An 11,626-nucleotide genomic window follows, 5' to 3' on the forward strand; every position below is an offset into this window, starting at 1 on the left:
CTCCCGGCCAGCCCACCCCGCGCCAGCGCCGGAAAAGCTTGTGGATGACTTGACAACACAACGGAGAATCGTCCCGTGCCCTTCCCGGACGCCAATGTCATCAGTGTTTCCGAACTCAACCGCCTGGCCCGGGACTTGCTGGAGTCCGGCCTGCCGGCCCTGTGGATCTCCGGCGAGATTTCCAACCTGACGCTGGCCGCGTCCGGTCATGCCTATTTCTCGCTGAAGGACGAACGCGCGCAGATCCGTGCCGTCATGTTCCGCAACCGCCTGTCCCAGCTGGGTTTTGTACCGAAGGAAGGCATGCGGGTCGAAGCGCGCGGCACGGTCACCCTGTACGAACCGCGCGGCGACTACCAGGTCAATCTGGCCGAGCTGCGCCAGGCCGGGCTGGGCGCGCTGTTCGAAGCGTTCGAGAAGCTGAAGGCCCGGCTGGCGATCGAGGGCTTGTTCGACAATCGTCACAAAAAGCCGTTGCCAGCCCACCCGCGCGCCATCGGCATCGTGACCTCGCCGCGCGCAGCCGCATTGCGCGATGTCGTCACCACCCTGCGCCGCCGGGCGCCGGGCATCCCGCTGATCCTGTACCCGGCCCAGGTTCAGGGTGAGGCCGCACCGGCGCAGATTGTCGCCGCCATCGAGGCCGCCGGCGCCCGCCAGGAAGTCGATGTGCTGATCGTGTGCCGGGGCGGCGGCAGCATCGAGGATCTGTGGTCATTCAATGATGAGCGGGTGGCGCGGGCGGTGTTTGCCTGTCCGCTGCCGGTGGTCAGCGGCGTCGGTCACGAAACCGACTTCACCATCTGTGATTTCGTTGCCGACCTGCGCGCCCCGACACCTACCGCTGCCGCCGAGCTGACCAGCCCCGACCGGGCCGCGATGCTGGCGCGGCTGGCGGAGCTGCGTCGTCACCTCGACCATGCGCTGCGTCGCCGGCTGGAGAACGCCGCACAGCGGCTCGACCAGCTTGGACGCCGGCTGGTCCACCCGGGTGCACGACTGAACCAGCAGCGCGAGCGGCTGGCGGCCGATGGCCGGCTGCTGGAACAGCTGATCCGCTCGCGGCTGGCGTCCACGCGACAACGGGTCGACGGACTTGGAGAGCGGCTGCGCCGCGCAAGCCCCGACCTGCCGCGCCGCGCCGAAAGGCTCACCCGCGATGCCGCCGCGCTGACCCGTGCCCGCAACGGCCTGCTGGACGCACACCGCCAGCGGCTGGCCCGGCTGGCCGACCAGCTGGCAGCCCTGAACCCGGCGGCGGTACTGGCACGCGGCTATGCCATTGTCGAGACCGCTGATGGCCACGCCGCCACCGACCCGGCGCAACTGGCACAAAACGAACGGGTCACGCTGCGGCTGGCGCACGGCAGCGTCGATGCGCGCATCAGCCATCCGCCACGCCAGCACGAGCTGCCGCTGTAAAGAAACGAGGGCGGATGCATGCAGCACCCGCCCTCGTTTTGCTGCTTTACGAACCCACCTTGACCCGGGTCCACAGCCGGGTCAGATAGCGCCGCTCCTTTGGCTCCAGCTCGCGCAGCACCGTCCATTGCCGCACCGTGGCCGGCGCCGGGTTGATGACCGGATTCGCCTTTAGGTCCGGCCGGAAAAACGCCGCGGCGGTGCTGACCGGATTGGTCGCGCCATTCAGATTGGTCAGTTGCGCCGCATTGCGGCCTTCCAGCATGAAGTTCATGAACTGCAGCGCCAGATCCGGGCGGCGTGCACTCTTCAGGATCGCCATGGTGTCGACGCCAAGTTCATTGCCCTCGCGCTGCGGCACATTGCCGATGCTGAACTTGCGCTTCGCTGCGCGGGCATCTTCCTGCGCCTGGAAGAATTCGGTCGAATAGCCGAGCGATACCCAGATATTGCCGACCGCCAGCTCCTTCAGGTAACTGGCATTGGAGAACGTCGCCCAGTAAGGGCTGGCCTTGCGGATCACCGCAGCGGCCTTGTCATAGTCGGCCAGATTGCGCGTGTTCGGGTCGATGCCCAGGTACATCAGCGCCGCCGCGAACACTTCGCGCGAACTGTCCAGCACCGTGACCTTGCCCTTGATCTTCGCCAGCACCACTGGATCGAAGATCACTGCCCAGCTGCCGGCATCGACACCGCGCTTTTTCAGCGCTTCGACGTTGTAGCCGACACTGGTCAGACTGAGCACGGTCGGCACGGTATAGGTGTTGCCCGGATCGTATGACTGGTTCAGATAGGCCGGCGCCACATTGCGCAGGTTCGGCAGCTTGCCGTGGTCAAGCGGCAGCAGCAGATGCTGCCTGGCCATCGCCTGGATCACGAAGCTGGACGGAAACACCATGTCGTAACCCCTGGCGCCGCTGGCCAGCTTGGCCAGCATCTCCTCGTTGTCACCGTAGAAATCCTGCACCACGCGGCAGGCGCACTGCCGCTGGAAATCGTCGAGTATCTTTTGCGACAGTGAGCCGCTCCAGTTGTACAGATGCAGCACATCGCCGGTTCCCGCCAGAGCGGTGGCGGACATGAGCGTCAACAACCAGGCCAGTTTCTTCAATTCGATTCACCTCCACAGTTCGGCGCCATGCGCCACGGACAACCGCCCCCGCGCACCAGGTGCGCGAGGGCGGCAGACAGGCCGGGACACGCCCGGCCAGAAAGGATCACGCGCCGGTCCGCGCGTGGCGGACGCTGTCGAGGGCGCGCAGGAACAGGCCGCTGTCGGCCCCGTTCAGCAGCGTCGCATCGGACAGCATCTGGCGGAAGCGGCGCGCGCCGGTCAGGCCGGTCATCAGGCCCAGCGTATGCCGGGCAATATCGCGCACCCGCCCGCCGGACGCCAGATGGGCATCCACATAGGGAATAAAGCGCTCGATGATGTCGCAGCGATCCGCTTGCGGGTGGTCGTCACCGTAATAGCGGGCATCGACGCCGGCCAGCAGATAGGGATTGTGATAGGCCTCACGGCCGATCATGACGCCGTCGACATGCGCCAGATGCGCGTCGACCTCGTCCAGGGTGCGGATGCCGCCATTGATCAGGATTTCCAGTTCGGGATGCTCGGCCTTGAGCCGGTACGCGTAGTCGTACTTCAGCGGCGGCACCTCGCGGTTTTCCTTTGGCGACAGTCCCTTGAGGATGGCATTGCGTGCATGGACGATAAAAGTCCGGCAACCGGCTTCCGCGACCTCGCCGACGAAGTCGGACACGAAGTCGTAGCTGTCGACCTTGTCGACGCCGATGCGATGCTTGACCGTGACCGGCAGGCTGCACGCATCGCGCATCGCCTTCACGCAATCGGCCACCAGCGTCGGTTCCTTCATCAGACAGGCACCGAACGCCCCGCGCTGCACGCGCTCGGACGGACAGCCGACATTCAGATTGACCTCGTCGTAACCCCAGGTCTCGGCCAGCCGCGCACAATGCGCCAGATCAGCCGGTTCGGAACCGCCAAGCTGCAGCGCCAGCGGGTGTTCACAGGCATCGAAACGCAGATGGCGGCCGACATCACCATGCAGCAGGGCACCGGTGGTCACCATTTCGGTGTATAGCCAGGTGTGGCGGCTGATCTGGCGGGCGAAGGCACGGTAATGACGATCCGTCCAGTCCAGCATCGGCGCCACGGCAACGTGGCGGGGCGGGAGCTGGCCGGAAAATCCTTGCCCTGACTGGGTTTTGTCGTTGTCTGCAGCGATCTTGTTGCTGTCCATTTCTACCTGTTTTTGCCGGTTTTCGTCGCTTCGGTGCTACATTCCGTGCTACTTTTCGGTGCTGTAGCACCGATCAACGCATCTTCGTAGCACCGGAATCACTTCGCATGGCGACGATAACTAAGCATTTGAAATCAAACGGAGAATTATCCTACCGTGCTCAAGTGAGGGTCAAGCAGGGTGGGAAGATCGTCTTCAGCGAAGCCCGCAGCTTTCCCAAGGAACGGCTGGCGCGAGACTGGGCTGCACGGCTGGAACTCGAACTGAAGGGGCACGGCGCCATCGCCAGGCGCAAGATGGCCAAGGCAACCCTGGGCACGCTAATCGCCCGCTACGTGGCCGAGCTCGAACCGCACGGCAAGATCGGTCGGACCAAAGGCTACGTACTCGACAGCCTGCTGGCCCGCCCCATCGCCGACAAGGAAGCCCTGGCCCTCGACACGCGCGACGTCATCCAGCATTGCCGCGACCGCCAGGCAGAAGGCGCCGGCCCGGCAACGGTACTGCACGACGTCAGCTACATGAAGTCGGTACTCGAACACGCCAAGCGGGTCTGGGGCATGCCGGTCTCGGCACAGGCCGTGGACGACGCCATGGCCACGCTGCACCAGTTGCAACTGATAGGCAAAAGCCGCGCCCGCGACCGGCGCCCTACTCCCGACGAACTGGATCGCATCTTTGCCTGGCTCGAACTGCGGCAAAGCACGAGCAAGTCCTTCATCCCCCATGTTGATATCGTCCGCTTCGCCATCGCCAGTGGCATGCGCGCAGCCGAGATCGAGCGCCTGCTATGGGACGACCTCGACGAAGAGCGCCGGCTGATCCTGGTGCGTCAGCGCAAGGACCCACGCAACAAGGCGACAAACGATCAGTGGGTGCCGCTGCTCGGCGAAGCCTGGGATCTGGTCCAGGCCCAGCCACGAGATACGGACCGCGTCTTCCCGTACAACATCCGCTCGGTCGCCGCAGCATGGCAGCGGGCCTGCGTCGATCTCAATATTAACGACCTGCGGTTCCACGATCTTCGCCATGAAGGCATCAGCCGGCTATTCGAGGCCGGGTTGTCGATTCAGGAAGTGGCAATGGTGTCGGGACACCGGAGCTGGAACAACCTCAAGCGGTACACGCAGCTGCGACCGGAATCCCTGCATGACCGATTCGGCGCGCCGATCGCAGCCAAGGAGCCACTGCCGGAAGCTAACGGCGAGGACCATGGCAGCTACCTGGGTGAGTGGTCCTGCCAGGCTGACGTGCTGAACGCCTACGGGTTGCGCCCGAAGGACGTCGCCGGCGTCGAGATTGTGTTTGCCGCAGCGTTTGAGGGAGAGAACCGCTTTGTGCTGTTCCGGGAGGATGGCAGGCTGTTCGAGGTTGCCAGCGGTGCCGACTGGCTGCCGGAGGCGACGACAGCCAACAGCATCAGGCACCGGGTGAAGACGGGGAAGATCGGGCGTAGAGGGAGGATGGATTTATTTGCGCCGGAGTTGTTGGAGATGTTGGAGACTGTAGGCTAACGGCGGGGGAGCCTCCATTGATACCAACCTATAGATCTAAGGTCGCCGTCCGTGTATGCGACATATCAGCATGACAACCCACCACGTGGTGCAGTATGCTGAATGGGTTTTCTCTTGGGCAGGAAATATTCAGATCATGGAACGGTATTAGAAAGCAGTACTGCCTCACTAAAACAGATTTAGATCGAATACCCCACCTGTGCTTGCATTTAGTTTTAGATAAGCATGCAGCTCTAACCATTATAACAATGGAGTTTTCTGTGACATCAACTAACAACGATCAGCTTGAAGAATTGAACTCAGCTTTAGAGTTTGAAGGAAATATTCCCGATAACGAGCCAGATGTAGATGAGGTGGAGGATGAAGATGAAGATGAGGATAATGGCGAGAGTGGCGAGGCGCCCCCTCTTCACTACGACATTACTAGCTACGGCGTCGATTTTGATGTTGAAGGTCTTGTAAAAAGAATTAAACGGCGTGCCATCATAATACCTGACTTTCAGCGCAAATTCGTTTGGTCACTGCCAGAATCATCACGGTTCATTGAATCATTATTGCTTGGATTACCTGTTCCTGGAATTTTTTTGGCTCAAGAAGCCGACAGTGGGAAGATGTATGTCATTGACGGCCAGCAGCGTTTATTGTCACTACTGTACTTCTTTGATGGATATTTTAAGCCCAAGAAAGATTCCACAACAAATCGCCTATTCCGTCTAACCGGGGTTCAGAAACCTTATAATGGATCACTCTATACTGACCTAAATGAGGCAGATAGAGAAAATCTTAACAACAGTGTACTTCATGCGACGGTTGTAAAACAGGACAGTCCCAATGATGGTGATACTAGCATGTATCACATTTTTGGACGCCTCAACAGTGGAGGGCGCCGATTGACTCCTCAAGAGATTCGAACAGCTGTTTATCATGGTAGTGTTATAGATGCAATAAAGACTGCAAATTCTCTCCCCAAGTGGAGAAAAATATTTGGCCCAGAAAATGACAGAATGAAAGACCAAGAGCTTATTCTTCGCTTCTTTGCGATGTATGAACAAGCCAGCAAGTATAAAAAGCCAATGTCAGAATTTTTAAATATTTATGCAAAAAACAATCAACATAGAGATCCAAAAGAGTGGGAAGTTCTGATCGAACTATTTTCAGAAATCATAACCCGTTTTGCAGCGGCAGTCCCTGAGCGCTTATTCAGACCAGTTAGAAGTTTTAATGTTGCAGCTTTCGAAGCTTGCACAGTAGGATTAGCCCGTGCACTTGAAAATGGAATCGATCACGACTCTAGTCGTCTTGGTGAGCTATATACTGAACTTTTTACTCACAACGAATTTAAAGATTTTATATTTGCCTCAACCAGCAACGTGCAAGTCACCTCCGATCGTCTAAAAATTGCCACAGAAGTTTTCGCAAAAAAGTGAGGTCTCCAGATGCTTCATCGAGAGAGAGATCGTATTGCTCGAATACTTGAGTTAGGAAAGACAATCCCCCTAGACGAAACGGAGCGAATTGGACACTGGAGCCGCTACGCCTGCATTGCCTGTGCTGGATATATCGAAGTAGCTCTTAGATTAGTTCTTACTTCCCACGTTCAAAACAAGGCCACGCGAGAAATTTGTTCATATGTAGTTCGTGACCTTGATAGTATTCAGAATCCAAAAGCAGAGAAATTCATAAATACACTTAGGTATTTTAGTGATGAATGGGGAAGGGAAATGGATTCGTTTTTCCTGGGCAATCAGCAGGTAAAGAGCGCCATTGATTCTCTGATGTCAAATCGTCATCTCATTGCCCATGGCCGCACAAGTTCCATCTCACTTGCCCGAGTTACAGAGTACTTTTCCGAAGCAAACAAAGCCATTGATTTTATTGATGAAATGTTAAATTTACCACAAATACCAAAAGAGAAAAAAACCCGTACTTAACCTAGAATATTTCAAAAAACCGTTCACTTGACAGAGATTACTGAGTTATACCCATAACAATAATATTGCACCTCTTTCATGGGCCTTTTTAGGAAATATTAAATATATCTTTATAACTATAACTGACTTTTTTCCCAACTGTTCCTAGCTGCTTCACGCTGTCGGTCAATATGTCTTGCCAAATCATCTACATGCACGCAAACCGGGGCCTTTTGGCTGTTGTTCAACCTGAACGTCGGTACCGGTAGCTGATTGAGCCCGGCCAGCCGCCTAGCCTTCGCCGGTGACAGGCTGAAGTACTGTTCGCAGATCGCATCCAGCGGAATGACGGTTTTCTCGAACTGAGCCATAAGCAATAGCGTTGTATTCATCATCCCTCCTTCAACGGATTGGCTGAGGATGGCTCGCCAGGCTCGGAGGCTTGGCAGTTCGGGCAAGGTTGCCTCTGATCCTCCCCCGTCCCGCCGCAGTACCAGCAGGGCTCTGGATCGGTGCCGTGCGGCACGTCGCGGCGGTCGGTCATTTCTGGCTCCCCGTCGTAGCGCGTGAGCCACCAAGTGCCCGGGTCAGTCGACTATGAAACTGCCGCCACTTTTCCGCATCCGGTTCCAGCGAGGCGATCTGTGCCTGCAAGCTGGCGATCTGCTCGACCTGCTGCTCGATAAGGTCAAACAGCTGCCGGCGGCGTGCGGGCCTGTTCTCCAGTTCAGCGATGCGGTCGAGCATGGTCATGACAACAGGCGGCGCCACTACAGCCACCAGTGCAGGCCATGGCCCCGTCGTGCATACCGCCCTGATCTGCTTGGCTGTGTGGCCGGCGTAGGTGTGATCGGTCATACCACGCCACCTTTCCCGCTGATGATGTCGTCCGCAGGCCCGGTCGTCTCACCGCACTCAGGGCACAACGGACCGAGCGGTGCGCGGCCACCGAGATAGCGAGCATCGGCGCTGCTGCCGACCCAGTCGCAGGCGTTGCACTGGATGGTCTGTGGTGCCACTGGCACGACTGCGAGCATGGCACTCGCATTCCATGCATCCTTACCGAACTGCCGCATGCCATCGCATGCAGTGCTCTGTTTGGACTGGAACCATGCGTTGTAAGCGGTGTCCTCGTTCGCGGCCGTCTGAGCGGTTGCCAGCTCCGGCCCCGGTTCGTCGGCACCCGGTACCCGAATCGGCACAAACTCAACCTGACCCAGCCCGTACAGCAACGCGCCTGGCTGCTCAATCACCAGCAGCATCCAGCCGGCAGTCGGCGTCAGCCGAACCCAGTGCGGGCCTGGCTTCACCTGATTGGCGGTAAGTGTCATGCCAGTGCTGCCTGCTCAAGCGCGCAGCGCAGATACGGATCCAGATCCCCCTGCCCGGCCAGCCAGCGGCGGTAATCAACAGGCACGTCGGCGATCAACTCCCCCTTGTGCTTGCCAAATGGCATGGTACGCGGCACGCGGGCAGCTTCCGAGTGTTGCCACAGCTCGTCCAGCGTGGCCGGATTGCCAAGGCGGTCCAGGATGTGGGTCAGCAGGTGTGCCAGCATGAAGACGTCCGCAGCGGCACTGTGAGCATCGGCGGCGTACTGCCTAGCGAATCGCGGGTTGAGCATGTACAGCATGGCAGTCTGCTTGTGCGAGTCCGTTTCGGGCCATAGCGCGCGGCACAGTGCCAGCGTGTCGATCCGGCGTATAGCCGGGCGGCCGATGACGTTCCAGTCGAAGTCGATGTTGTGGCCAACCAGATATTGCACATCGTCCGGCAGCCGGAAGTCGGCCGACGGCGGGCAGTGTTCGAGGTCGTCGTCGGTGATGTGGTGGGTAGCCATCGCCCCGAACTCGATGGGGGTCGTCGGACGGAAGCGCTGGCAATAGGTGCCTTCGGTGCGCAACGGTGCCAGGCTGGTGACACGCATCCACGCGGCCTCGATGACCTGCGGCTCGTGCAGGCCGGTTGTTTCTGTGTCGAAAATCAGGGCTTTCATACAGGACTCCTTGTGGTTCGGGCGTGGCCCACGGGATAGCAGCCGAGTGGAAGCTATCCGGTAGGCCCGGCTTGAGCCGGGCATGAGTTCAGGAAAAGAGGCTGGCTGCGACCTTGACCCAGCCCACCGCCGCTATCGCGCCAGTAGCAAAGTCAAACCCGGCGCAGGTGGACAGGAAGACCAGCCTCAGCAGGAACACGATCACACCTTGCCGAAGTAGACCGGTACGCCCGACTCGGCCTTGATGCGCTCGATCATCTTTTCGGTCGCGCTTTCCAGTGCCTTGTCCGGGCGATTCAGGTCGTACCAGAGCTTGAGTTCGCCACTGTTGCGGTCGATGCGGAAACGCAGGAACGCTTCGATGAAGTAGGCATCGCCGCCAGCGAACGGCTGCAGGCCAAGGCCGAAGCGCTCGAACATTTCCAGCCGGCCCTTGGTGTTGTTGTCGCCTTCTTCGACGAACTCGAACTGCACCTGACCGTTCTGCACCCTGGTACTGCTGCGGAAGCGCACGGTGCTGGTCATTTCCAGATTGCTGGCGAATTCCAGCAGGGCAGCAGCAGCCGGGTACTGACGACTGGTATCGGCTGGGTTCTGACTGGCGATATTGGCAATGTTGTCCTGCAGAAAGCGGGCGAATTCCTCCTGGCCCATCTTCTTGCCGTTGCTTGCCAACCAGTTCGACCAGTCGACCGTTTTCAACGGTGCGTACAACGCGGTGAAGTCACAAAAGCCCGGTTCGGCACCGGTGTGGCCGTTGATCACCGCCCTGAACTGCGTGCGCCCCTGTCCGTAGTCTGCGTCGACGATCAGTTGGGTCCCCCCCTCCTTATGCTCCTTGACGAATGCCAGCAGACTGTCGAGCTGGTGCAGCACCACGGAGCCGGTCTTGCGCAGCGGTTCCCAGCGGTAGCGCGTCAGCTCGTCATAGTTCCAGCCGCCATCGCTGCCAGGCAGCATCAGGACCGGCGTGCCAGCGATGTCGATCAGAAAGGGTTTGTTTGCAGCCTGGAGGGCAGATTCGACGATGTTCTTTTCGGTGTTCATATGCGTGGGTGCTTTCAGGTTGGTAGTGGGAGAATCAGTTGCCGCCGACGACGCGCAGCGTCGGGGATTCAGCAGGGGTGGCCTGCAGCGTCGGTGTGGTGGCCGGTGCGGACTTCAGTTCCAGATCACCCTGGCGCGGGTCTTGCCGCTGCAGCGAGCCGGACGGCGTGGCGAACATCAGTGTCCCGGTGCGCTTCTCCTGCGGCACCGTCTTCTTGATCTCGTCGGTCACCGTCACCACGGCGTCACCCTTGCTGGCCGGGTTGATATCCAGCTTCAGCCACACGGCGCCCTTCTTGCCGGTGGCGAGCGAGGCGTTGACGACCTCGGCCAGGGTCTCGGTCAGCTCGGCCATCATCAGGCCGCCGCGAATGTCGGCCAGTTGCTCGGTTGCGTTGCGCATGTGTTGCTCCTTCGGGGTGGGTTAACGGGTGGTCAGGCAGTCGTCGACGGTCTCACGCAGGGCAAAGGTCAGCGCCTTGCCGCGAGGCCAGCGGGCAAAACGGTCCAGGTGGATCACCCGGTGCGCCTTGATCCGTGCCCGGCTGTCAGGACACTTGGTCACGATCAGCAGCGCATGGGCCTGCCGGCCAGTGACGGGTTTGCGGGCAGGGACCTCACCATCCAGCACCTGCGCCACGGCGTGGTGGTGCTGCTCGGCAATCTGGGCAGCGACCCGCGCAGCGCAGGTCTTGCCACTGCCCTGCTCTCCAACGATTAGCAAAACGGGAGGCATTGAAAGCTCCTTGAGGGGGTCAAAAAGCGCCAACACGCGGGACCGCGTGGGCAAGCTCTGCCACGGCACACGCGGCAAAGAAAAATGCGGTAGCGATGGCGCCACGCAGCAGGCTCAAGGCGCAGGGCGCGAGCACGTGGCCGGTAGCCAGCAGGAGGCGTTTCATCAGCTCACCCGCCTGAATGCTGGAAAGACCGGGCGGCGGTGACGGCCGACGAAAACCGGGGCCTTGATGACCCAGCCGGTGCGGCACAGTTCGCCGACCAGCTCATCGGTCAACAGCAGGATGATCATAGCCATGTCGACAACTCCTAAGCACGTTTTGTGTTTTTCAATTCAACACGATTTGTGATTTAATTGTCAACACGTTTTGTGCTTAGACGTTTTCCTACGGCTAATCCGCCACAGTCAGCGCCTCGCCTTGACCGTGGCTTGCACCGGGCCCGACGTCCCCCCGGATTTGAGTAGCACGCTGGTCTAGAGTCCAATCCTAGTGGTGAGGGAGATTGGGCATGAAATACGGTATACAGAAGAGCAGATCATTGGGTTCCTGCGTGAAGCGGAGGCAGGTCTGCCGGTGAAGGAGTTGTGCCGGCTGCATGGCTTCTCGGAAGCAAGCTTCTACCTGTGGCGCAGCAAATTTGGCGGGATGAATGTATCCGACGCCAAGCGTCTGAAGGAGTTGGAGGCTGAAAACGCGCGCCTCAAGCGCATGCTGGCGAATGCCTTGCTGGAAA

The 11,626-nt window shown here is 59.4% G+C and carries 16 protein-coding genes; 5 read left to right on the forward strand and 11 right to left on the reverse strand.

What is annotated here, in order from left to right:
- Positions 1-75 precede the first annotated feature (75 nt).
- Positions 76-1,422, forward strand: coding sequence for an exodeoxyribonuclease VII large subunit (xseA, locus tag Q352_RS0112605; protein ID WP_028499663.1), 1,347 nt, complete (start codon positions 76-78; stop codon positions 1,420-1,422).
- 46 nt (positions 1,423-1,468) lie between these two features.
- On the opposite strand, the gene Q352_RS0112610 is transcribed toward xseA, so the two are convergent.
- Both Q352_RS0112610 and dusA read right to left on the reverse strand, forming a co-directional pair.
- Complete coding sequence (locus Q352_RS0112610; protein WP_169735652.1) at positions 1,469-2,503, reverse strand: ABC transporter substrate-binding protein; 1,035 nt, start codon at positions 2,501-2,503, stop codon at positions 1,469-1,471.
- Between the two features lie 136 nt (positions 2,504-2,639).
- Positions 2,640-3,686, reverse strand: coding sequence for a tRNA dihydrouridine(20/20a) synthase DusA (gene dusA, locus Q352_RS0112615; RefSeq protein ID WP_028499665.1), 1,047 nt, complete (start codon positions 3,684-3,686; stop codon positions 2,640-2,642).
- Positions 3,687-3,793: 107 nt separating this feature from the next.
- Here dusA and Q352_RS20965 point away from each other — a divergent pair, with 107 nt between their 5' ends.
- The 3 genes from Q352_RS20965 (at position 3,794) to Q352_RS23415 (ending at position 7,131) form a co-directional block, all read left to right on the forward strand.
- Positions 3,794-5,200, forward strand: a complete 1,407-nt coding sequence (locus tag Q352_RS20965) for an integrase (protein ID WP_036386221.1) — start codon at positions 3,794-3,796, stop codon at positions 5,198-5,200.
- A gap of 260 nt (positions 5,201-5,460) precedes the next feature.
- On the forward strand, positions 5,461-6,627 hold the full coding sequence (locus Q352_RS22850) for a DUF262 domain-containing protein (RefSeq protein ID WP_169735653.1): 1,167 nt from the start codon (positions 5,461-5,463) through the stop codon (positions 6,625-6,627).
- Positions 6,628-6,636: 9 nt separating this feature from the next.
- Positions 6,637-7,131: a HEPN domain-containing protein gene (locus Q352_RS23415; RefSeq protein WP_156952541.1), complete on the forward strand. Its 495-nt coding sequence runs from the start codon at positions 6,637-6,639 to the stop codon at positions 7,129-7,131.
- Between the two features lie 116 nt (positions 7,132-7,247).
- Here Q352_RS23415 and Q352_RS0112630 read toward each other — a convergent pair whose 3' ends face one another.
- The 9 genes from Q352_RS0112630 to Q352_RS24305 form a co-directional block, all read right to left on the reverse strand.
- Positions 7,248-7,502 carry a pyocin activator PrtN family protein gene (locus Q352_RS0112630; RefSeq protein WP_028499666.1) on the reverse strand — a complete coding sequence of 85 codons (255 nt, stop codon included), beginning with the start codon at positions 7,500-7,502 and terminating at the stop codon, positions 7,248-7,250.
- A 148-nt stretch (positions 7,503-7,650) separates the two neighbouring features.
- Positions 7,651-7,968 (reverse strand): hypothetical protein, encoded by a 318-nt coding sequence (locus Q352_RS0112635; protein ID WP_028499667.1) that lies wholly within the window; start codon positions 7,966-7,968, stop codon positions 7,651-7,653.
- The gene (locus Q352_RS0112640) at positions 7,965-8,441 is read right to left on the reverse strand and encodes a hypothetical protein (protein ID WP_028499668.1); all 477 of its coding nucleotides are present in this window, start codon (positions 8,439-8,441) and stop codon (positions 7,965-7,967) included. Before Q352_RS0112640 ends, Q352_RS0112635 begins: the two co-directional genes overlap by 4 nt.
- Complete coding sequence (locus Q352_RS0112645; protein ID WP_028499669.1) at positions 8,438-9,106, reverse strand: putative quorum-sensing-regulated virulence factor; 669 nt, start codon at positions 9,104-9,106, stop codon at positions 8,438-8,440. Before Q352_RS0112645 ends, Q352_RS0112640 begins: the two co-directional genes overlap by 4 nt.
- A gap of 201 nt (positions 9,107-9,307) precedes the next feature.
- Positions 9,308-10,153, reverse strand: a complete 846-nt coding sequence (locus tag Q352_RS0112655) for a DUF2303 family protein (RefSeq protein WP_028499670.1) — start codon at positions 10,151-10,153, stop codon at positions 9,308-9,310.
- 34 nt (positions 10,154-10,187) lie between these two features.
- Positions 10,188-10,556 (reverse strand): YfdP family phage-associated protein, encoded by a 369-nt coding sequence (locus tag Q352_RS20970; RefSeq protein WP_051528925.1) that lies wholly within the window; start codon positions 10,554-10,556, stop codon positions 10,188-10,190.
- Between the two features lie 21 nt (positions 10,557-10,577).
- On the reverse strand, positions 10,578-10,889 hold the full coding sequence (locus Q352_RS0112665) for a hypothetical protein (RefSeq protein ID WP_156952542.1): 312 nt from the start codon (positions 10,887-10,889) through the stop codon (positions 10,578-10,580).
- A gap of 19 nt (positions 10,890-10,908) precedes the next feature.
- On the reverse strand, positions 10,909-11,055 hold the full coding sequence (locus Q352_RS23420) for a hypothetical protein (RefSeq protein WP_156952543.1): 147 nt from the start codon (positions 11,053-11,055) through the stop codon (positions 10,909-10,911).
- Positions 11,055-11,189, reverse strand: coding sequence for a hypothetical protein (locus Q352_RS24305; RefSeq protein ID WP_276324992.1), 135 nt, complete (start codon positions 11,187-11,189; stop codon positions 11,055-11,057). Before Q352_RS24305 ends, Q352_RS23420 begins: the two co-directional genes overlap by 1 nt.
- 217 nt (positions 11,190-11,406) lie before the next feature.
- Here Q352_RS24305 and Q352_RS0112680 point away from each other — a divergent pair.
- On the forward strand, positions 11,407-11,626 hold a 220-nt coding region (locus Q352_RS0112680), incomplete at its 3' end, for a transposase (protein WP_373280120.1).

Source organism: Microvirgula aerodenitrificans DSM 15089 (genome assembly GCF_000620105.1).
Lineage (GTDB): Bacteria > Pseudomonadota > Gammaproteobacteria > Burkholderiales > Aquaspirillaceae > Microvirgula > Microvirgula aerodenitrificans.